Annotated in this window: 21 protein-coding genes and 1 tRNA gene; 17 read left to right on the top strand and 5 right to left on the bottom strand. The window is 59.7% G+C overall.

The window, feature by feature from the left end; genetic code table 11:
- Nucleotides 1-75: 75 nt before the first annotated feature.
- Entirely contained in the window at nucleotides 76-1,137 is a 1,062-nt protein-coding gene (gene ada / locus GXB78_RS25850) for a bifunctional DNA-binding transcriptional regulator/O6-methylguanine-DNA methyltransferase Ada (RefSeq protein WP_329517549.1), read from the top strand.
- Here the strand turns inward: ada and acuI are convergent.
- Nucleotides 1,127-2,110, bottom strand: coding sequence for an acrylyl-CoA reductase (NADPH) (gene acuI / locus GXB78_RS25855; RefSeq protein WP_329517550.1), 984 nt, complete (start codon nucleotides 2,108-2,110; stop codon nucleotides 1,127-1,129). The genes ada and acuI overlap by 11 nt on opposite strands.
- Before the next feature lie 186 nt (nucleotides 2,111-2,296).
- On the opposite strand from acuI, the gene GXB78_RS25860 reads away from it, so the two are divergent.
- From GXB78_RS25860 to GXB78_RS25890, 7 genes are all read left to right on the top strand, one after another.
- Nucleotides 2,297-4,741, top strand: coding sequence for an autotransporter (locus tag GXB78_RS25860; protein ID WP_329517594.1), 2,445 nt, complete (start codon nucleotides 2,297-2,299; stop codon nucleotides 4,739-4,741).
- Nucleotides 4,742-4,845: 104 nt separating this feature from the next.
- Complete coding sequence (locus GXB78_RS25865) at nucleotides 4,846-5,910, top strand: NAD(P)H-dependent flavin oxidoreductase (protein ID WP_329517551.1); 1,065 nt, start codon at nucleotides 4,846-4,848, stop codon at nucleotides 5,908-5,910.
- A gap of 135 nt (nucleotides 5,911-6,045) precedes the next feature.
- On the top strand, nucleotides 6,046-6,813 hold the full coding sequence (gene modA, locus GXB78_RS25870; RefSeq protein ID WP_329517552.1) for a molybdate ABC transporter substrate-binding protein: 768 nt from the start codon (nucleotides 6,046-6,048) through the stop codon (nucleotides 6,811-6,813).
- On the top strand, nucleotides 6,814-7,494 hold the full coding sequence (gene modB, locus GXB78_RS25875; RefSeq protein WP_065616245.1) for a molybdate ABC transporter permease subunit: 681 nt from the start codon (nucleotides 6,814-6,816) through the stop codon (nucleotides 7,492-7,494). It abuts the gene before it with no gap.
- A gap of 3 nt (nucleotides 7,495-7,497) precedes the next feature.
- Nucleotides 7,498-8,577, top strand: coding sequence for a molybdenum ABC transporter ATP-binding protein (gene modC, locus GXB78_RS25880; protein ID WP_329517553.1), 1,080 nt, complete (start codon nucleotides 7,498-7,500; stop codon nucleotides 8,575-8,577).
- Nucleotides 8,578-8,649: 72 nt separating this feature from the next.
- Nucleotides 8,650-9,687 (top strand): DNA topoisomerase IB, encoded by a 1,038-nt coding sequence (locus tag GXB78_RS25885; protein WP_329517554.1) that lies wholly within the window; start codon nucleotides 8,650-8,652, stop codon nucleotides 9,685-9,687.
- A 242-nt stretch (nucleotides 9,688-9,929) separates the two neighbouring features.
- Nucleotides 9,930-10,160 (top strand): hypothetical protein, encoded by a 231-nt coding sequence (locus GXB78_RS25890; RefSeq protein WP_329517555.1) that lies wholly within the window; start codon nucleotides 9,930-9,932, stop codon nucleotides 10,158-10,160.
- Nucleotides 10,161-10,224: 64 nt separating this feature from the next.
- Here the strand turns inward: GXB78_RS25890 and GXB78_RS25895 are convergent, their stop codons facing one another.
- Entirely contained in the window at nucleotides 10,225-10,392 is a 168-nt protein-coding gene (locus tag GXB78_RS25895) for a con-10 family general stress protein (RefSeq protein WP_329517556.1), read from the bottom strand.
- A gap of 313 nt (nucleotides 10,393-10,705) precedes the next feature.
- Here GXB78_RS25895 and GXB78_RS25900 point away from each other — a divergent pair, with 313 nt between their 5' ends.
- The 5 genes from GXB78_RS25900 to GXB78_RS25920 all read left to right on the top strand — a co-directional run bounded on the left by GXB78_RS25900 (nucleotide 10,706) and on the right by GXB78_RS25920 (nucleotide 12,996).
- Nucleotides 10,706-10,882 (top strand): con-10 family general stress protein, encoded by a 177-nt coding sequence (locus GXB78_RS25900; RefSeq protein WP_016774938.1) that lies wholly within the window; start codon nucleotides 10,706-10,708, stop codon nucleotides 10,880-10,882.
- Between the two features lie 468 nt (nucleotides 10,883-11,350).
- A complete protein-coding gene (locus GXB78_RS25905) occupies nucleotides 11,351-11,635 on the top strand; it encodes a con-10 family general stress protein (protein ID WP_253502332.1) in 285 nt (94 codons plus the stop codon).
- A gap of 97 nt (nucleotides 11,636-11,732) precedes the next feature.
- Nucleotides 11,733-12,284 carry an ATP-dependent Clp protease proteolytic subunit gene (locus GXB78_RS25910; RefSeq protein WP_329517557.1) on the top strand — a complete coding sequence of 184 codons (552 nt, stop codon included), beginning with the start codon at nucleotides 11,733-11,735 and terminating at the stop codon, nucleotides 12,282-12,284.
- A gap of 206 nt (nucleotides 12,285-12,490) precedes the next feature.
- Nucleotides 12,491-12,748, top strand: a complete 258-nt coding sequence (locus GXB78_RS25915) for a DUF6555 family protein (protein ID WP_042606839.1) — start codon at nucleotides 12,491-12,493, stop codon at nucleotides 12,746-12,748.
- Complete coding sequence (locus GXB78_RS25920; protein WP_329517558.1) at nucleotides 12,745-12,996, top strand: hypothetical protein; 252 nt, start codon at nucleotides 12,745-12,747, stop codon at nucleotides 12,994-12,996. Before GXB78_RS25915 ends, GXB78_RS25920 begins: the two co-directional genes overlap by 4 nt.
- A gap of 12 nt (nucleotides 12,997-13,008) precedes the next feature.
- Here the strand turns inward: GXB78_RS25920 and GXB78_RS25925 are convergent, their stop codons facing one another.
- Both GXB78_RS25925 and GXB78_RS25930 read right to left on the bottom strand, forming a co-directional pair.
- Nucleotides 13,009-13,422 (bottom strand): cupin domain-containing protein, encoded by a 414-nt coding sequence (locus tag GXB78_RS25925; protein ID WP_329517559.1) that lies wholly within the window; start codon nucleotides 13,420-13,422, stop codon nucleotides 13,009-13,011.
- A gap of 123 nt (nucleotides 13,423-13,545) precedes the next feature.
- A complete protein-coding gene (locus GXB78_RS25930; protein ID WP_329517560.1) occupies nucleotides 13,546-14,439 on the bottom strand; it encodes a transcriptional regulator GcvA in 894 nt (297 codons plus the stop codon).
- Between the two features lie 109 nt (nucleotides 14,440-14,548).
- On the opposite strand from GXB78_RS25930, the gene gstA reads away from it, so the two are divergent.
- The 3 genes from gstA (at nucleotide 14,549) to GXB78_RS25945 (ending at nucleotide 17,945) form a co-directional block, all read left to right on the top strand.
- Nucleotides 14,549-15,160, top strand: coding sequence for a glutathione transferase GstA (gene gstA, locus GXB78_RS25935; RefSeq protein ID WP_329517561.1), 612 nt, complete (start codon nucleotides 14,549-14,551; stop codon nucleotides 15,158-15,160).
- Nucleotides 15,161-15,231: 71 nt separating this feature from the next.
- Complete coding sequence (locus GXB78_RS25940) at nucleotides 15,232-15,612, top strand: RidA family protein (protein ID WP_329517562.1); 381 nt, start codon at nucleotides 15,232-15,234, stop codon at nucleotides 15,610-15,612.
- 344 nt (nucleotides 15,613-15,956) lie between these two features.
- Nucleotides 15,957-17,945 carry a peptidase U32 family protein gene (locus GXB78_RS25945; RefSeq protein WP_329517563.1) on the top strand — a complete coding sequence of 663 codons (1,989 nt, stop codon included), beginning with the start codon at nucleotides 15,957-15,959 and terminating at the stop codon, nucleotides 17,943-17,945.
- 113 nt (nucleotides 17,946-18,058) lie between these two features.
- On the opposite strand, the gene GXB78_RS25950 is transcribed toward GXB78_RS25945, so the two are convergent.
- Nucleotides 18,059-18,133, bottom strand: a tRNA-Gln gene (locus tag GXB78_RS25950).
- 307 nt (nucleotides 18,134-18,440) lie between these two features.
- Here GXB78_RS25950 and GXB78_RS25955 point away from each other — a divergent pair.
- The gene (locus GXB78_RS25955; RefSeq protein WP_329517564.1) at nucleotides 18,441-19,475 is read left to right on the top strand and encodes an alpha/beta fold hydrolase; all 1,035 of its coding nucleotides are present in this window, start codon (nucleotides 18,441-18,443) and stop codon (nucleotides 19,473-19,475) included.
- Nucleotides 19,476-19,565 lie beyond the last annotated feature (90 nt).

Consider the following 19,565-nt stretch of genomic DNA (forward strand, 5'->3'; position numbering starts at 1 on the left):
TGACCGCAAGGCGCGGAGTGTTGCGAGCTACGATGCTGGTTAACCTGAGTCAAACAGGTCAACGGATTACTCGTCATGGAAACGCTTTCGAACACCATCAGCATTGAAGACGATCCACGCTGGGCCGCCGTGGTTGCCCGCGACCCGAGTGCGGACGGGCAATTTGTCTACGCGGTAAAGACCACCGGTGTCTATTGCCGTCCGAGCAGCCTTGCGCGCTTGCCCAAACCGCAGAACGTCGAGTTTTTCGATACTCCTGAACTGGCCGAAGCTGCCGGGTATCGACCAAGCAAACGCGCCAGCAAGGTCCAGAATGACGCGCAGCAAGCAGCGATCATTGCTGCGGCCTGTCGGCAGATCGAGGCGTCCGAGACGTTGCCGGCGCTCGACAGCCTCGCGGCCAGCGCCGGGCTCAGCCCTTTTCATTTCCATCGAGTATTCAAAGCTGCGACAGGCCTGACGCCCAAGGCTTACGCCACGGCGCAACGCTCGCGCAAGCTGCGTGCACGCCTGGCGGACGGCGGTTCGGTGACCGATGCGCTGTATAACGCGGGCTTCAATTCCAACAGTCGTTTCTACGCAGCAGCCGATCATTTGTTGGGAATGAAACCTACCGATTACCGCGCCGCCGGACAGAACAACGACATTCGCTTTGCCGTCGGCCAATGTTCGCTGGGGGCGATCCTGGTGGCGCAGAGTGAACGGGGGATTTGCGCGATTCTGCTGGGCGACGATCCACATCAGTTGGTCTGCGACCTGCAGGGTCAATTTCGCAACGCCAACCTGATCGGTGCCGACCGCGATTTCGAACAGTTGATCGCCAGCGTCGTCGGCTTTGTCGAAGCACCGGCGACGGGCCTGAACCTGCCGCTGGATATCCGTGGCACAGCGTTTCAGGAGCGCGTCTGGCAGGCGCTGCGCGAGATTCCCGCAGGCAGCACCGCCAGTTACGCCGAGATCGCGCAACGCATTGGCGCGCCGACTTCGATGCGCGCCGTGGCCCAGGCTTGCGGCGCCAACCGCCTGGCGGTGGCCATCCCCTGCCACCGCGTGGTGCGCAGCGACGGCAATCTTTCCGGCTACCGCTGGGGCGTCGAGCGCAAGCGTCAGTTGCTCGCGCGCGAACTCAACGATTGACGTCGACCACCACCCTGCCCCGCAGTTGCCCGGCAAGCAGTCTGGGCGCGGCCTCAAGCGCTTCGCTCAGACTGATTTCCTGACTGATCAGTTTTAGCAAGGAGAAATCCAGATCCCTGGCCAGTCGGTCCCAGGCCTCGATACGCCGCGCCTTGGGCTGGGTCACGCTGTTGATCCCGGCCAGCGTCACGCCGCGCAGAATGAACGGCGCGACCGAAGCCGGAAAGTCCATGCCTTGCGCCAACCCGCATGCCGCAACCACGCCTTCCGAGCGCGTGCTGGCGCAAGCGTTGGCCAACGTATGGCTGCCGACCGAATCGACCACCGCCGCCCAACGTTCCTTGGCCAATGGTTTGCCCGGCTCGGACAAGGTGGCGCGATCGATGATTTCTGCGGCGCCCAATTGCTGCAGGTATTCATGCTCGGATACCCGGCCCGTGGAGGCCACAACCCGGTATCCCAACTTGCTGAGCAAGGCGATGGCAAAGCTGCCGACTCCGCCATTGGCGCCAGTGACCAGCACTTCGCCTTGATCCGGTTTTAGCCCATGACGCTCCAGCGCCAGAATGCACAGCATCGCCGTGTAGCCTGCCGTGCCGATGGCCATGGCTTGCGCCGGGGTGAAGGCTTCGGGCAGCGGAATCAGCCAGTCACCGTCGAGCCGGGCTTTTTGCGCCAGGCCGCCCCAATGGCTTTCACCGACGCCCCAACCGTTGAGCAGCACTTGATCGCCCGCCTTGAAATCCGCATGCGAACTGGACTCGACCGTGCCCGCCAGATCGATCCCCGGCACCATGGGAAACTTGCGCACCACCGGACTGCTGCCGGTGATCGCCAGGCCATCCTTGAAATTCAGGGTGCTGTACGCAACGTTGACGCTGACGTTGCCTTCGGGCAGTTGCTGCTCATCGATTTGCCGCAGATTGGCGCGATAACCGCTGTCGTCCTTGTCGATCAGAATGGCGTTGAACATGACGGCCTCTCGTAGATGATTGGTAAAAAGCATGCCTTGAAATAGCACATCGCAACACATTGCCACACTCGACTTTGCGCTAACTGGTGGATCAACCGGGTAAATCCATGGCGGGCGGCTATGCTTTTTCGACGGTTGTGTTTTTCCGGTCTGGCCTTGCAGACCTGTCTGTCGATGGAGCTGACGATGCCTTGCCTGCGCGCTTTTTGCTTATTGCTGATGTTCTGTCTGCTGGCGTCTGGCAATGCCTGGGCAGCCACCGCTGGGGCAAAAACTGACGCGGCGCCAAGCGAGCCGACCTGGCCGCAGGTGATCAGCAGCGGCAAGAGCAAACTGACGGTGTATCAGCCGCAGCTCGACAGCTGGGACGGCTATACCCTCAATGCCCGGGCGGCGGTCGAAGCCACCGCCGCCGATGGCAAATCCACCTACGGCATCGTCCAGTTCAGTGCTCACACCCTTGTCGACAAGGCCACCCGCTGGGTTGCGCTCGATCAGTACCAGATCATCAAGGCCGACTTCCCCGCCGATGCGAAACAGGCCGACGCGTGGCTCGCCATCCTGAAAAAAGATGCCCAGAGCCGCAAGAAAACCATTTCACTGGATCAACTGGAAGCAGCGGTCGGCGTGCTCAACGCCGAACAGAAAGCCGACGGTGCACCTCTGGAGAACACGCCACCGACCATCATCAGCTCCGACAGCCCGGCAATCCTCGTGTACATCGACGGCGAGGCGGCTTATCGACCGGTAGAAGGCACTGACCTGCAACGGGTGATCAACACGCGCCCATTGCTGCTCAAGGACGCACAAGGCAAACACTACCTGCATGTATTCGACGGCTGGATGGTCGCGGATCAGTTGGACGGCGACTACGCCCGCCTCGCTGCGCCACCGGCCAATCTGGGAAAAGCCAAACAGGCCGCCATCAACAGTCGCCAGGTAGACCTGCTCACCGGGCAAAGCGATCCGAAGGACAAGATTCCCAGCCTGGCCAAGCCGCCGCAACCGAAAATCTTCATCGCCACCACGCCAACCGAACTGCTGGTTACCGACGGCGCCGCGCAATGGCAGCCGATTCAGGGCACCAGCCTGTTGTACGTGAGCAACACCACCGGACACATCTTCAAGGAAATCGGCGATCAGAACAGTTACGTGCTGATCTCCGGGCGCTGGTTTCGCGCCAGCGACATGAACGGGCCATGGACCTTCGTCCCGGCAGACAAACTGCCAGCCGACTTCGCCAACATTCCTGACGACAGCGCCAAAGAGAACGTCAAGGCTTCGGTCGCCGGTACACCACAGGCTCAGGAGGCCGCGATTGCCGCGACGATCCCGCAGACCTCGGCGATCAAGAAAAGCGCGGTGACGATGACAGCGCCGCAATTTGACGGCGAGCCGCAGCTCAAACCGATCGCCAATACGCCACTGCAATACGTGATCAACAGCGCCACACCGATCATTCGCGTCGACAACGACAGTTGGTGGGCCGTGGAGAACGGCATCTGGTTCAGCGCCACCGCGGTGAACGGCCCCTGGAGCGTGGCCACTTCGGTGCCAGCGGTGATTTATTCGATTCCGCCCAGCTCGCCGATGCACTACCTCACGTACGTCAAGGTTTACGAGTCCAGCGGCGATACCGTAGTCGTCGGCTACACGCCGGGCTATCAAGGCTCGAATATAGATCCGGCGAGCGGTGTCGTGGTGTACGGCACCGGTTATCCGTACACACCGTGGGTCGGCAGCGCCTGGTACGGGCCACCGGTGACTTATGGTTTCGGCGTCGCGATTCGCTACACACCCTGGACTGGCTGGACCTTCGGCTTCGGTTTCGGCTGGAGCTGGGGCGGCAGCACGATCGCCATGGGCTGGGGTTGGGGCGCGTATCCGTGGTGGGGCAATTACGGCTGGGGCTATGCGTGGGGTCCGCGTCTGTACCCGGCGCCCCTGGCCTGGGGCGGCGCGGCTTACGGTTATCGCGGCGGCGCCGTGGCGTGGGGCCCGGGTGGCTGGGCCGGAACCACCGGCAACATTTATCACCAGTGGGGTGATCGCGCGACCGTCAACCGTTACGGCGCCGGCTACAACGCCTGGACCGGCAATCGCTGGGCCGGCCAGGTCGGCGCCTCTTACAACTCGCGCACCGGCATTGCCGCCGCCGGGCAACGTGGCGCGGTGCACAACGCCTACACCGGCAACTACGCCGCCGGACGCAGTGGCGTAGCAGTCGGCCCGAACGGCAGCGCCATCGCCGGCGAACGGGTCACCGCTGGCAACGTCCGCAGCGGGACGCATGTCACCGCAAATCGCGGTACCGCTTACAACCCCAATACCGGAAACACCACGCAATACGGCGGCGTCCACGGACGCAATGGCGGCGCCGCGCGGGTCGGCGATAACGTTTATGCCGGGCGCGACGGCAACGTTTACAAGAAAACCGACAACGGCTGGCAGTCCGTGGCCGGCAGCGGTGTCAACCGAACCCGAGCCGCGAACAACAATGCCCAACTGCAGAATCTCAACCGCGAATCCGCCGCGCGCAATTTCGGCAACCAGCGCACGCACAACTTCAACCATTCTTCACAAATGATGAACCGCTCGTTTGGCGGGGGCGGCGGATTGCACCGACGCTGAAAAACTGCACATGATGTTCAGAATTTCAGACTGGCCCCGCATCCGGTTCTCCTGCTAAAACCGGGTGCCGTTCCTGCCCGTTTCATCGTTCGGAGAATTGCTATATGAGCCAATGGCCAGACACCCGCATCGTTGATCTTCTCGGTATCGAACTGCCGATCATCCAGGGCCCGATGGCCGGCGCAACCAATTCTTCGATGGTGATTGCCGTGTGCAATGCCGGTGGCCTCGGTTCAATGCCGGCAGCGATGCTCAGCATCGACCAACTGCGTGAAGAACTGAAAACAATTCGCCAGCACACTACCAAACCGTTCAACGTCAATTTCTTCTGCCATCAGCCACCAGCGCCTGATGAGCAGCGAGCCCGTGACTGGAAAAATCTGCTCGAACCTTACTACCGCGAACTGGGTGCAGATTTCGACGCGCCGACACCGGTTTCCAACCGAGCTCCATTCGACGAAGCCGCATGTGCAGTGCTCGAGGAATTCCGACCCGAGGTGGTGAGTTTTCATTTCGGGCTGCCGGAAAAAAACCTGCTCGATCGGGTCAAGGCCACCGGGGCGAAAATCCTTTCGTCTGCGACCACGGTCGAGGAAGCGATCTGGCTCGAGCAGCATGGCTGCGATGCGATCATCGCTATGGGCTATGAGGCGGGCGGCCATCGCGGGATGTTTCTCAGCGATGATCTGAGCACCCAGGTGGGCACTTTCGCGCTGGTGCCACAGGTGGTCGACGCGGTGAAAGTGCCGGTGATTGCGGCTGGCGCGATCAGCGATGCCCGGGGCGTTGCCGCAGCTTTCATGCTCGGCGCCTCGGCAGTGCAAGTCGGCACGGTGTATCTGTTCGCCGCGGAAGCGAAAGTCAGCGCCTCGCACCACAAGGCCTTGCGCAGCGCGAGGGAAAGCGAGACCGCCATCACCAACATTTTCACCGGGCGTCCAGCGCGGGGTATTGTCAATCGGGCGATGCGCGAACTCGGCCCGATGTCAGCGCAGGCGCCGGCCTTCCCGTTGGCCGGAGGTGCGCTGATGCCGCTGCGGGCCAAGGATGACGCCGACTTTGCCAATCTCTGGGCCGGTCAGGCGTTGACGCTGGGCAAGGATATCGGCAGCGCTGAGCTGACCCGGCAACTGGCCGAGGGAGCATTGGCAAAGCTCAACCGTCACTGAATTTATCCGGCGAGCGGATTTCTTCGCTCGCCACTGGGCGACGTCTCGCTATATATTTCCGTATACAGCGATTGCGCCCGCGTATCGGCGTTATCACCACCAGAGCACTAACCCGCCGATCACGGAGTTATTTACATGACCCAGGCTGCCACGCGCTTCGCTCCTGCCTGCCTCGCTTCATTTCTCGCTTTTTTCAGCATCGGCGCCGTGCAGGCTGACGAAGTACAGGTGGCGGTCGCTGCCAATTTCACCGCGCCGATCCAGGCTATCGCTGCAGAGTTCGAAAAAGACACCGGCCACAAACTGGTTGCTGCTTACGGCGCGACCGGCCAGTTCTACACCCAGATCAAGAACGGCGCGCCCTTCCAGGTGTTCCTCGCCGCCGACGATACGACTCCGGCAAAACTCGAGCAGGAAGGCGAAACCGTCAAAGGGTCGCGTTTCACCTACGCCATCGGCACGCTGGCGCTGTGGTCAGCCAAAGAAGACTACGTAGATGCGCAGGGCGAAGTGTTGAAAACCAACCGATACCGGCACCTCGCGATTGCTAATCCAAAAGCCGCGCCATACGGTCTCGCCGCCACCCAAGTGCTGGAAAAACTCAAACTGACCGACGCTACCGAAGCAAAAATCGTCGAAGGCCAGAACATCACTCAGGCCTACCAGTTCGTCTCTACCGGCAACGCCGAACTGGGCTTCGTCGCTCTGTCGCAAATCTACAAGGACGGCAAAGTCAGCAGCGGTTCGGCATGGATTGTCCCGGCCACCCTGCATGATCCGATCAGACAGGATGCAGTGATCTTGAACAAAGGCAAGGACAGCGCCGCCGCCAAGGCCCTGGTCGATTACCTCAAGGGCCCGAAAGCCGCTGCGGTGATCAAGTCCTACGGGTATCAACTGTAAATGTCGCTGACCAGTGCCGATTTCGCCGCGATCTGGCTGACCCTGAAACTGGCGTCGCTGACCACCGTGATCCTGCTGGTGATCGGCACACCAATCGCGTTATGGCTTTCGCGCACATCGTCATGGTTGCGCGGGCCGATCGGCGCTATCGTCGCCCTGCCGCTGGTGTTGCCGCCGACGGTGATTGGCTTTTATCTGTTGCTGGCGCTGGGGCCGCACGGTTTTCTCGGCCAGTTCACTCAATGGCTGGGGCTGGGCACGCTGACGTTCAGCTTCACCGGTCTGGTCATCGGCTCGGTGATCTACTCCCTGCCGTTCGTGGTGCAACCTCTGCAAAACGCTTTTTCAGCGATCGGCACGCGTCCGCTGGAAGTCGCCGCGACGTTGCGCGCCAATCCCTGGGATACGTTCTTCAGCGTGATCCTGCCACTGGCGCGCCCCGGTTTCATCACTGCAGCGATCCTCGGCTTCGCCCACACGGTCGGTGAATTCGGCGTGGTGCTGATGATCGGCGGCAACATTCCCGACAAGACCCGGGTGGTCTCGGTGCAGATCTACGACCACGTCGAAGCACTGGAATATGCCCAGGCGCACTGGCTGTCCGGGGCGATGCTGGTGTTCTCGTTTCTGGTGTTGCTGGCGCTGTATTCCAGCCGCAAGACCCGCGCAGGCTGGAGCTGATCGATGATTGATGTACGTCTGCAACGCACTTATCCGGGGTTCCAACTGGATATCGATCTGCAAGTGCCGGGCCGCGGCGTCACTGCGCTGTTTGGCGATTCCGGCTCCGGCAAAACCACCTGCCTGCGCTGCATCGCCGGGCTGGAGCGTGCGGAACAAGGTTTCGTACAGATCAATGACGAGGTCTGGCAGGACAGCGCCAAGGGCATTTTCGTACCCCCGCATAAACGTGCGCTCGGCTACGTGTTTCAGGAAGCCAGCCTGTTCCCGCATCTGTCGGTGCTGGCCAATCTGCAGTTTGGCCGCAATCGCATCGCCAGGTCGCAACGCCGGGTCGACATGAACCAGGCCACCGAACTACTCGGCATCGGCCATTTGCTCGAGCGTCATCCGGAGCATTTGTCCGGTGGCGAGCGGCAGCGCGTCGGCATCGCCCGCGCTCTGCTGACCAGCCCGAAACTGCTGCTGATGGACGAACCACTGGCGGCTCTCGACAGCCGGCGCAAAAGCGAAATCCTCCCGTACCTGCAACGCCTGCACGACGAACTGGATATTCCGCTGCTGTACGTCAGCCATGCGCAGGATGAAGTCGCACGACTGGCTGATCATCTGGTGTTGCTCAGCGATGGCAAAGCCCTCGCCAGCGGCCCGATCGGCGAGACCTTGGCGCGTCTGGACCTGCCCTTGGCCATGGGCGATGACGCAGGCGTGATCATCGAAGGCCAGGTCAGCGCCTACGACTCCACTTATCAATTGCTTAGCCTGCAACTCCCTGCTACTGAAATGAACATTCGCGTCACCCATGCGCCGATGGCCGTGGGCCAGGCCTTGCGCTGCAAGGTGCACGCGCGCGACATCAGTCTGGCGCTGCACAACGATGCCGCCAGCAGCATTCTCAATCGTCTGCCGGTTACGGTGTTCAGTGAACAGGCGGCTGACAATAGTGCCCATGTGCTGATCCGCCTGGACGCAGGAGGTACGCCGCTGCTGGCGCGGATCACCCGCTTTTCTCGTGATCAATTGGGCGTGCATCCGGGCCAGCGGCTGTGGGCGCAGATCAAGGCGGTGGCGGTGCTCGCGTAAATCATTCGGCACGACGGCCAGCGCCTGCGGTCAATCCAGTTACAGACTGCCGTATGACCGAAGGAAACCGCCATGCCCGATACCGTGCTGACAGATGCTCTGCCTGCCGATCTGCATTACGTCGATGACACTCAGCCTGGTATCACCCGGAAAAAACTGCGCGGCAAGTTCGTTTATTTCGAACCGTCGGGGCAGCGCATCACCGACCCGGACGAAATCAAACGCATCAATGCCCTCGCGGTGCCACCGGCCTACACCGATGTGTGGATCTGCGCCGACCCCTGCGGCCATTTGCAAGCCACCGGGCGCGATGCTCGCGGGCGCAAGCAGTACCGTTACCACGCACGCTGGCGAGAAGTGCGTGACGCCGACAAATATTCACGTCTGCGCGAGTTCGGCCTGGCCTTGCCAAAACTGCGGCGCAAGCTCGAGGCGCTGCTCGATGAGCCGGGTTTCAGCCGCGACAAGGTAATGGCCACGGTGATTACCTTGCTCGACGCCACGCTGATCCGCGTCGGCAATACCCAATATGCGCGGGACAACCGCTCCTATGGTTTAACTACGTTGCGCAGTCGGCATGTCGAGGTCAACGGCAGCGCGATCCTTTTCCAGTTCCGTGGCAAGAGCGGCATCGAGCACCAGATCACCGTCAAGGACCGTCGCCTGGCGCGAATCATCAAGCGCTGCCTGGAGATCCCCGGGCAGAACCTGTTTCAGTATCTCGATGAACACGGCGAGCGGCATACCGTTACCTCTTCCGACGTCAACGCCTATCTGCAAAAGCTCACCGGCGCGGCGTTCACCGCCAAGGATTACCGCACCTGGGCGGGCAGCGCCCTGGCCTTGTCGGTGCTGCGCGAGTTGCAGCATGAATCGGAAACCGAAGCCAAGCGCCATGTGGTCGAAGCCGTGAAGAATGTGGCCAAACAGTTGGGCAACACACCGGCAGTGTGCCGCAAGTGCTACATCCACCCCGCCGTGGTGGAACATTTCATGCTCGGCGCCCTCGCCGAACTGCCCCGCCCGCGGATACGCAAAGGCCTGCGCGCCGAGGAAGTGGCATTGGCGATGTTTCTCGAACGCATGTGCGAAGTGACCGAGGCGTCCTGATTCGCAGCAAAACGTAACCCCCTGTGGGAGTGAGCCTGCTCGCGATAGCGGTGTGTCAGTCGACATCTTCATAAACTGACAGTCCGCTATCGCGAGCAGGCTCACTCCTACAGGAGCTTCGCCGACGAGCTGAGTTGGGTATTTTTTGCACGATTGCTCAGGGCTTCTATAGTTGATCTGAAGGTTCGCGACACGCGGGCTTTTTGTTGCAACTCAGCCGTTTCATTGAACGGAGGTGTTCCATGTCAGAAAAAGAGTCCATCACCACCCTCCTCACCCTGCTCGACGCCCGCCAGGCGCGCCTCACAGCCGCCTGCAAAGAGATCGCCGACTGGGTCGATCATCAAGGCGGACACCCGACAGCACTGCGCATTCGCGATCGTCTGCATGACATCGAAAAAGATGCACCGCTGATCCGCGACACGCTGTCGACGCTCAAGCCGCTGGATCGGCCGCTGCCACGGTTCAGATAGAGTCAGCGTAGAAGTCCTCTCTGCATTGGCACAGAGAGGACGGCGATTGTTGGTTTCCAGCGCCTCAGTCACCCTTGCCCGTGCGCGCACCGCCATGACTGTGTTGCCCACCGACGCGCGCTTTCTCCGCCCGGTCGACTTTCACATTGACTGAAGTTCCGCCCTTCTTGCCGGCCTCCTTGATTTTTTGCGGATCCTCAGCGAATGGTTGCTCCTTGTGATGATTGGTCATGTTCATATCCTCGACATAGTTGTGACATACACTTCAGAGACTCTAGATCGAGCGAACCACGCTTCAACTTCCCGCCGACAAACGGTTGAGAAGCAAAGCGAAACGGTAACAAACCCTGACTTTCTCAATACTTTAAAAAGTTATACGAAGCGGCGAAAAATCAACAAACCGTATAAGTTTCATCACAAACTTACCGTTCATCGGGCTACGTAAAAATTTTCAAAACATTCTTCGCCGGCTCGTAATCGGAGTAGATGTCCGGTGCGACAACGGACATAACTAGCGAAACGTTAATTGATATCGGAGAGCTATCATGACCACAGGAAATAAAAATCCAGGTAACTTCGCAAACGATCGTGAAAAGGCATCTGAAGCCGGCAAGAAAGGCGGTCAGTCGTCCGGCGGCAACTTCGCCAATGATCGTGAAAAAGCATCCGAGGCTGGCCGCAAAGGCGGGCAGAACAGCCACGGTGGCGGTCGCAAATCCTGAGTAAGCGGTACAAGGGCAGCCTCGCTGCCCTTTGAAATCGGCTGATGGAGCGCAATCATGAGCATGGCAACAGATTTCGCACGAGGCGAAGTGCAACGAAACAAGGGAGCGGAAGTGTATCCCGAAGCAGCGCGCAGTTCGCACGTGACGAAGTCGGATATTCCACCGGTGTCACCTTGTGTTGAACGACAGCAAATAAGTCCGAGGCACAGGGAGCGCGTTCAGCAGGAATGTTATGAGCGCCGGGAATTGACAGTAAACTCTGAAAACTCCCGGACACCTGATGCAACGCCAACTTATGAGCGCTCTTCTTAGCACAAGGGTCAAACTTGTAGTTATAAGACAAGCCAGACCAACCAAAGCAAACGACATCAGTAAACTATATGAGTACTTTGCGGACAACGACGGCACGCAGTGTGTGCATCTTTGATTCGCAAGTGCCTGTACAGAGAAATGAGGAAGTTTGAAATGGCACAGGATAAACAACAAGGCAGCATGTCGGTTAATGAAGCAGGTAAAAAAGGTGGTGAAGCCACTTCGGCTTCGCACGACAAAGAGTTCTATCAGGAAATCGGCAGCAAAGGCGGCCAGAACAGCGGCGGCAACTTTGCGAACGATCGGGACAGAGCGTCCGAAGCCGGCAGCAAGGGCGGCCAGGGCAGTGGCGGCAATTTTGCCAATGATCGGGAAAAGGCTTCTGAAGCCGGACAGAAAGGTGGTCAAAACAGCCATGGTGGCGGGCGCAACAGTTGATGCGCCGGGTGCAGGGGAGCCTGGCTCCCCTGCACACTTTCATTCCAGCGAAATCACAGCTATTGCTTAGGAGTCCTGACCAGCCGAGGGAATCGCCATGCCTGTTCACGTCATCAACTTCACCGGCCCGATCAATGCCTCGACTTGCGGCCAACTGATCGATAAAGCCTCGCTCGCCGTAAAGGAAGATGCCCCCCGACTCATCGTCAACATCGCCACCATGGGCGGTGAGTGCAGTTACGGCTTCACCATGTACAACTTCCTGCTGGCCCTGCCCATTCCGGTGCATACGCACAATCTGGGAACGGTCGAATCAATGGGCAATATCGTCTTCCTCGCCGGCCAGCGCCGCACCGCCTGTACTCACAGCAAGTTTCTCTTTCACCCATTCCATTGGCACCTGCAAGGTTCAGTCGATCACTCGCGCATGTCGGAATACGCCATGAGCCTGGATTACGACTTGCACCTCTACGCGCAGATCGTCGCCGAACGTACGAGTCACGGGAAAAACGCGTTGGAGACAGAGAAATATCTGACCGCAGCTCCGCGCATCATCAATCCTGAAGAAGCCTTGCATTCGGGTTTGATCACGGCAGTAGAAGATACCGAGGTTCATGCGGACTTTGTCTGCTCGTGCATTTACTCCTGAAAGTCCCACTGAATAACGCGTCGTAGCGGGCGCGTTCCTGTCTGAATACCCCGCAAAACGATCGGAATGCCGGCCGAACTTGTACAGTCTCAGCGAGGCGTACAGTCTTCGAGACGCGTAATCAGCCGGTCATCACGCTCGCGTCAATTTCTCTGAATTATTCATTTCGCCAGATATCCCTCTTCTTAAGCAGCCGGAGGAAATGTATGAGCGGAGCGGATTTGTACGTGATCGATTACCTGCTTCACGGAAAGCCCAGGTCATTCGTCATTCGCACAAAAAACATGAACAATGCCGAAGCGTGGCAGTGGGCAAGTTGTGACGCGGGTATCGCGCCCATTCCCCGCCCCGGTCGGCCTCCGTTGAAACGTTTTTCCAAACCGATGGCGGAACGCTTTGGCGTGACCGAGGTGCAATGGCGAGAATCAGTGCCTCTGGTCTGGGAGGAGGATCACGTGAAATGACAGAGCACACATTGAAATTGGGTTTCGGCCGCTCCTGGGACGACGAGATGGCGGAAAACGTCGCGATGTTCCGCGAGGCCGATCTGCTGGAAGAAGCGGCTTACAGAATCATCGAGGACGACACGGACAATCCTGACGCCTGGGCCCGTTTCAGTGAAGCCAAGGCTCTGACCGACGCGAAACGAACGGCGGCCTATCAGGACTGGATGCGCATCAAGCGCGCGATGACCAAGCCGCGCTCGAAGTAGCGGAATTGCGCATCATGGCTTGAGGATCAGCAGGGGCTCGCCCTTGGGCACGATATAAGTCGCCAGTTCTACGCCCTTGTCGCTGCCAATGTTTTTCGCCACATGCGCCACGCCCGCCGGAATGAACAACGAATCGCCGGCCTTGAGAGTCACCGGCGCCTGCCCTTCAAGCTGATACTCGAACGTGCCGCTGATGACGTAGGCGACCTCGACGCCGGGGTGCGCATGCCGAGGCGCGCTGACGCCAGCGTCGAAATCGATACGCGCCTGAATCACCTCGCGATTGTCAGCGCCGAGATCCTGGCGAACCAGATCGGTGCGGCTCAGACCTTTCTGCCAGCTCTTCGCCGGCGCATCCGCTGCATGAGCGAAGCCGGTCAGGGAGGCGACGACAACGGCAGAAGCCAGAAACAGTGGACGGTACATGGTGGTGCCCTCTCAAACGTAGTGTTGGTGTGAGGGCTACTTTGGGCCCGGCATGTAAGGCGGATGTGTCTCGAAAGCCCGGTTTGGTGTTGTCGTGTGTATCCGCTGAGGGTTGATACACGCTTATACAAACGTGTCGCGGGCTACAGCCACAAGCCACTGTCTGAAAGCGCTGATCTTTGGCGAGTCAGCGGTTTCATGGGGCGTAACCAGATAGAAACCCAGATCATCCTGCAGGCGCAGGTCGAACGGTGCGACCAATCGTCCTGCACGCAGATCGTCGTTCACGTAAGTCGAACGCCCGATGCACCCGCCCTGCCCGTCAATTGCCGCCTGCACCGCCATCATCGCCAGATCGAAGGTCAGCTTCGCGCCATCGGCCAACTGCGCAGGCTGGCCTGCGGCGCTGAGCCAGGCCTGCCAGTCTTTAGCGGTGACACCACTGACTTGTACAAGGGTGTGACTGGCCAGATCTTGCGGTGTGTGCAATGTCGTCGCCACTGCTGGACTGCACACAGGAAACACCTTATCCGCCATGAGAAAGTCCGCGCGCAGACCTTTCCATTCGCCCCGCCCGTAGCGAATCGCCGCATCGATACCTCCTCGGCGGAAATCCACCAGGTCGGTTGTGGCGCTGATGCGCACATCGATGTCCGGAAACGCCTGCTGAAATGCCGGAAGTCGCGGCAATAGCCATTTCGACGCAACCGAGACCAGCGTGCTGACGGTCAACACACTGGACCCGCGCGACTCGAACAACTGTTGCGTCGAATGGCGCAACGCTTGAAAGGCCGAACGCACGCCCGGCAGGTAGGCGTAGCCTTCTTCGCTGAGCGCCAGGCCATCCTTGAGACGCAGGAACAATGCGACGCCCAACTCGGCTTCGAGGCGTCTGATCTGGTGACTGATTGCTGTCTGCGTGACATTCAACTCAGTGGCGGCCAAGGTAAAACTCATATGCCGCGCGGCCGCTTCGAATGCACGCAAACCATTGAGGGAAGGAAGTCTGGAAGTCATAAGATCAGAAAAGCGCATGAGAATTTGTCATACGCTAGCACTGCAAATGACCTTTGCGGAAGTTTCGCCCGCAGAGGATCGTGGCGCCTCAAACTTCCGGGGACGCGCCATGAAACTCTACTTTGCACCGATGACCTGTTCGCTTTCACCGCACATCGTTCTGCGCGAACTCGGCTTGCCGTTCGAGCTGATCCGCGTCAACAACCAGACCAAGCGCACGGCTGACGGCCGTGATTTGCGCGAGATCAATCCGAAAGGCTACGTGGCTGCGCTGCAACTGGATAACGGCGAAGTGCTCACTGAAGGTCCGGCGATCCTGCAGTTTCTCGCAGATCAAGTCCCCGAAAACGCCTTGGCTCCGGCCGCCGGTACGTGGGAGCGCACGCGACTGCAGGAGCATCTGAACTTCATCAGCTCGGAGATTCACGGCGCCAGCGCACCAATGTTCAGCGCGGAAATCCCGGAACCGGTCAAAGCAATTTTTCGACAGAAATTGTTCAAACGGCTTGATTACCTGAATCTTCATTTGGATTGTAAGGACTATCTGATGAGCAGCTTTGGCGTTGCCGACGCCTATCTGTTCACGGTGCTGACCTGGTTACCGACGTTTGATATCGACATCGCAGAGTGGCCAGCTCTGGCCACATATATGCAGCGCATTGGCGCGCGGCCCAGTGTGGTAGCGGCCATCGCGGCGGAAGAAGCGACTTTGCCAGTCTGAACACGCGCGGGCATGGCCGCAGGGAATCTGTAAACTGGCGCGATCTTCATTCACTCGAACAAGAGATGCCCATGGCCAATCAAGACATTACCTTCACGCCCGATCCGGACAGCGACTCGATTTCTTCCGACGTCGCCACGTTCGGCGGGATCATGGTCTCGACGCAGATCCCCACCCGCGCCGATGGCAGCCTGGAACTCGGCGGCATTACCGAGCAAAGCGAGTGCACGTTGCAAGCGCTGAAAGTCGCGCTGGAACGTGCGGGCAGTTCGATGGACCGGGTGCTGCATCTGACCATCTACCTCACCGACATGGCTGATCGCGCTGCATTCAATGAAGTGTACAAACGCTACTTCGCCAAGCCTTGGCCGGTACGGGCGGCGGTGGGCGTTGCGTCGCTGGCGGTTGAAGGGATGCGCGTGGAAGTGACGGCGATGGCGGCCAAGGGCTGATTGAAATTGCACAGCGTCATTTCCATTATTCTGGAATGACACAACCCCCTGTAGGAGTGAGCCTGCTCGCGATAGCAGTGTGTCAGGCAAAGATGCCTTGACTGACCGGGCGCAATCGCGAGCAGGCTCACTCCTACAATGGTTTGTGTGTAGCCGGGATTCCGAGTACACCGCGAAAAAACCCTGTGGGAGCGGGCTTGCCCGCGAAGGGGCCGGAACATTCAACACAACCGCCAACCGAACTGACCCGATCGCCAGCCACCATCGGGCAGCGCATACGTGCCCGCCGCGCGTTTCACGGGTAGAATGCGCCCCTTGCCCGTGACCGCCTGACTAAAAAAACTATGTCCTTGCCCAAGCATCACCTGGAATTGCTCAGCCCTGCCCGCGATGTCGCCATCGCCCGCGAGGCCATCCTGCATGGCGCCGACGCCGTGTACATCGGCGGCCCGAGCTTCGGTGCGCGCCACAATGCGTGCAACGAAGTCAGCGAAATCGCTGAGCTGGTCGAATTCGCCCGCCGTTACCACGCGCGCATCTTCACCACCATCAACACCATCCTGCACGACAACGAACTGGAGCCGGCGCGCAAGCTGATCCATCAGTTGTATGACGCCGGTGTCGATGCGCTGATCGTCCAGGACCTGGGCGTGATGGAGCTGGACATTCCGCCGATCGAGCTGCACGCCTCGACCCAGACCGACATCCGCACCCTCGAGCGAGCCAAATTCCTCGATCAGGCCGGTTTCTCGCAGCTGGTATTGGCCCGTGAACTGAACCTGAAAGAAATCCGCGCCATCGCCGATGAAACCGATGCTGCCATCGAGTTTTTCATCCACGGCGCGTTGTGCGTGGCCTTCTCCGGCCAGTGCAATATCTCCCACGCGCAAACCGGCCGCAGCGCCAACCGTGGCGACTGCTCCCAGGCCTGCCGCTTGCCGTACACCCTCAAAGATGAAAAGGGTGGCGTGATCGCTTACGAAAAACACTTGCTGTCGATGAAAGACAACAACCAGAGCGCCAACATCCGCGCGCTGGTCGAGGCCGGCGTGCGTTCGTTCAAGATCGAAGGTCGCTACAAGGACATGGGCTATGTGAAGAACATCACTGCCTATTACCGCCAGCGCCTCGACGACGTGCTCGAAGACCGCCCGGACCTGGCCCGCGCGTCCAGCGGCCGTACCGTGCATTTCTTCCTGCCCGATCCGGAAAAAACCTTCCACCGTGGCAGCACCGATTATTTCGTCACTGATCGCAAGATCGACATCGGCGCCTTCGATTCGCCGACCTTCACCGGCCTGCCGGTCGGTACCGTGGAAAAAGTCGGCAAGCGTGACATGCAGGTCGTCACCCACGAGCCGCTGTCCAATGGTGACGGCCTGAACGTGCTGGTCAAACGCGAAGTGGTCGGTTTCCGCGCCAATATCGCCGAGGCCAAAGGCGAGTTCGAAGAAGACGGCGAGAAGCGCTATCGCTACCGCGTCGAGCCCAACGAAATGCCCGAAGGCCTGTTCAAGCTGCGTCCAAGCCATCCGTTGAATCGCAACCTCGATCACAACTGGCAGCAGGCATTGCAGAAGACCTCTTCGGAACGTCGTGTGGCCCTGAGCTGGTTCGCCCGTCTGCGCGAAGAGCAGCTGGAAGTGACCGCGACCAGTGAGGAAGGCATCAGCGCCAGCGTCACGCTTAACGGTCCGTTCGGTGTGGCCAACAAGCCGGAACAGGCGCTGGAACAGTTGCGCGACCTGCTCGGTCAACTCGGCACCACCCAGTACCACGCCACCGACATCAAGCTGGATGCGCCGCGAGCGTTCTTCATTCCCAACTCGCAGCTCAAGTCCTTGCGCCGCGAAGTGATCGAAGCACTGACCGCCGACCGCGTCGCCGCGCATCCGCGTGGCGGCCGCAAAGCCGAAACCACGCCGCCGCCGGTCTACCCGGATTCGCACCTGACCTTCCTCGCCAACGTCTACAACCAGAAGGCGCGCGACTTCTACCATCGTCACGGCGTCAAGCTGATCGACGCTGCGTACGAAGCCCACGAAGAGCCGGGCGAAGTGCCGGTGATGATCACCAAGCACTGCCTGCGTTTCTCCTTCAACCTGTGCCCGAAACAGGCCAAAGGCGTGACCGGCGTGCGTACCAAGGTTGCGCCGATGCAATTGATTCACGGCGATGAAGTGCTGACGCTGAAGTTCGATTGCAAGCCGTGCGAGATGCACATCATCGGCAAGATGAAAGGCCACATTCTCAACCTGCCGCAACCGGGCAGCGTGGTCGGCCACATCAGCCCTGAAGACCTGATGAAAACCATCCCGCGCGCACCGCACTGAGTGATTGATGTGCGCGGTGCTTCGGCGCCGCGTACGTCGACTTCGCCAGGCCTGGCGAAATCGCAGGCATAAAAAAACGCCAACTTCTCGCGAAGTTGGCGTTTTTTTGTAGATGGCAGGGGCGGCTGGATTCGAACCAACGCATGGCAGGATCAAAACCTGCTGCCTTACCGCTTGGCGACGCCCCTTTAGCTCTGGTCAGCGGCTCCGTGAGGATCGCTGTGAGAACGGGGCGCAATTTATCAACATTCATTTCGTTTGGGAAGCCCGAGATGAAATATTTTTTGTTTTAAAACAGCCACTTATTATTTTCGCGCGAAAACGTTGGCTTTGGCCGCCGTGTATCACACTGTGTACGCGCCCCGCTGCTACACAACCCAATGCAAAAACGCCCTGTTGCGACACACAGCGGATACCTCGCCACGCTTCAATGCACCCAAGGTTTCAAGGGTTCATCCAGCCCCTTGGCCACAGGCTCGCAAAGGAGACGTCAGCATGAAACAGGCTCTGCACACCTCTAAAATCACCCACGCGCTCGGCTTGTCGGTCCTGGCGCTGTCACTGTTCGGCGCGGTCGGCAGCGCTCAGGCGCAAACCACAGAACCGGCCACCGCCAGCTATTCCGCGCCATCGCCTTTCGGTCCGCTGAAGTACGTCAAGGCTGGCGTACTCGATGTGGCCTACGCCGAAACCGGCCCCGCCGATGGCCCGGTGGTGATCCTGCTGCACGGCTGGCCCTACGACATTCACAGCTATGACGAGGTCGCGCCACTGCTGGCTGCCAAGGGCTACCGCGTGCTGATGCCCTATGCTCGCGGTTACGGCGACACGCAGTTCCTGTCCAAAGACACCCTGCGCAACGGCCAGCCGGCGGCGCTGGCCAGCGACGTGATCGACTTCATGGATGCGCTGCAAATCAAACAAGCGGTGCTGGGTGGTTATGACTGGGGCGCGCGCTCGGCGGACATCGTCGCGGCGCTGTGGCCAGAGCGCGTCAAGGCCCTGGTGGCGGTCAGCGGCTACCTGATCGGCAACCAGGCCGCCGGGCAGAACCCACTGCCGCCGAAAGCCGAATTGCAGTGGTGGTACCAGTTCTACTTCGCCACCGAGCGCGGCCGCGCGGGCTATGAAAAGAATACCCATGAGTTCGCCAAACTGATCTGGCAACTGGCTTCGCCGCAGTGGAAGTTCGATGACGCCACCTTCGACCGCAGCGCCAAGGCGTTGCAGAACCCCGATCACGTGGAAATCACAGTGTTCAACTACCGCTGGCGTCTGGGCCTGGTTCAGGGCGAGGCGAAATATGCCGCGCTGGAACAGAAGCTTGCGACTGCACCGTCGATCAGCGTGCCGACGATTACGTTGGAAGGCGATGCCAATGGAGCGCCGCATCCCAAGCCTGAGGACTATGCGAAGCGATTTACCGGGAAGTACCAGTTCAGGCTGATTGAGGGAGGTGTTGGGCATAATTTGCCGCAAGAGGATCCGACGGCGTTTGCGCAGGCTGTGATGGATGCGGATCGTCTCTGACAGACCCGCCCTCAAAAGCCCCTCACCCTAGCCCTCTCCCGGAGGGAGAGGGAACTGATTGGGGGATATTCCAGATTTACGCCGACTTGA

This window comes from Pseudomonas moraviensis subsp. stanleyae, assembly GCF_036283065.1.
GTDB lineage: Bacteria > Pseudomonadota > Gammaproteobacteria > Pseudomonadales > Pseudomonadaceae > Aquipseudomonas > Aquipseudomonas stanleyae.

Excerpts from the sequence above, each read along its gene's own strand:
- ada (WP_329517549.1), top strand. The coding sequence starts at position 76 with ATGGAAACGCTTTCGAACACCATCAGCATTGAAGACGATCCACGCTGG.
- acuI (WP_329517550.1), bottom strand. The coding sequence starts at position 2,110 with ATGTTCAACGCCATTCTGATCGACAAGGACGACAGCGGTTATCGCGCC.
- GXB78_RS25860 (WP_329517594.1), top strand. The coding sequence starts at position 2,297 with ATGCCTTGCCTGCGCGCTTTTTGCTTATTGCTGATGTTCTGTCTGCTG.
- GXB78_RS25865 (WP_329517551.1), top strand. The coding sequence starts at position 4,846 with ATGAGCCAATGGCCAGACACCCGCATCGTTGATCTTCTCGGTATCGAA.
- modA (WP_329517552.1), top strand. The coding sequence starts at position 6,046 with ATGACCCAGGCTGCCACGCGCTTCGCTCCTGCCTGCCTCGCTTCATTT.
- modB (WP_065616245.1), top strand. The coding sequence starts at position 6,814 with ATGTCGCTGACCAGTGCCGATTTCGCCGCGATCTGGCTGACCCTGAAA.
- modC (WP_329517553.1), top strand. The coding sequence starts at position 7,498 with ATGATTGATGTACGTCTGCAACGCACTTATCCGGGGTTCCAACTGGAT.
- GXB78_RS25885 (WP_329517554.1), top strand. The coding sequence starts at position 8,650 with ATGCCCGATACCGTGCTGACAGATGCTCTGCCTGCCGATCTGCATTAC.
- GXB78_RS25890 (WP_329517555.1), top strand. The coding sequence starts at position 9,930 with ATGTCAGAAAAAGAGTCCATCACCACCCTCCTCACCCTGCTCGACGCC.
- GXB78_RS25895 (WP_329517556.1), bottom strand. The coding sequence starts at position 10,392 with ATGACCAATCATCACAAGGAGCAACCATTCGCTGAGGATCCGCAAAAA.
- GXB78_RS25900 (WP_016774938.1), top strand. The coding sequence starts at position 10,706 with ATGACCACAGGAAATAAAAATCCAGGTAACTTCGCAAACGATCGTGAA.
- GXB78_RS25905 (WP_253502332.1), top strand. The coding sequence starts at position 11,351 with ATGGCACAGGATAAACAACAAGGCAGCATGTCGGTTAATGAAGCAGGT.
- GXB78_RS25910 (WP_329517557.1), top strand. The coding sequence starts at position 11,733 with ATGCCTGTTCACGTCATCAACTTCACCGGCCCGATCAATGCCTCGACT.
- GXB78_RS25915 (WP_042606839.1), top strand. The coding sequence starts at position 12,491 with ATGAGCGGAGCGGATTTGTACGTGATCGATTACCTGCTTCACGGAAAG.
- GXB78_RS25920 (WP_329517558.1), top strand. The coding sequence starts at position 12,745 with ATGACAGAGCACACATTGAAATTGGGTTTCGGCCGCTCCTGGGACGAC.
- GXB78_RS25925 (WP_329517559.1), bottom strand. The coding sequence starts at position 13,422 with ATGTACCGTCCACTGTTTCTGGCTTCTGCCGTTGTCGTCGCCTCCCTG.
- GXB78_RS25930 (WP_329517560.1), bottom strand. The coding sequence starts at position 14,439 with ATGACTTCCAGACTTCCTTCCCTCAATGGTTTGCGTGCATTCGAAGCG.
- gstA (WP_329517561.1), top strand. The coding sequence starts at position 14,549 with ATGAAACTCTACTTTGCACCGATGACCTGTTCGCTTTCACCGCACATC.
- GXB78_RS25940 (WP_329517562.1), top strand. The coding sequence starts at position 15,232 with ATGGCCAATCAAGACATTACCTTCACGCCCGATCCGGACAGCGACTCG.
- GXB78_RS25945 (WP_329517563.1), top strand. The coding sequence starts at position 15,957 with ATGTCCTTGCCCAAGCATCACCTGGAATTGCTCAGCCCTGCCCGCGAT.
- GXB78_RS25955 (WP_329517564.1), top strand. The coding sequence starts at position 18,441 with ATGAAACAGGCTCTGCACACCTCTAAAATCACCCACGCGCTCGGCTTG.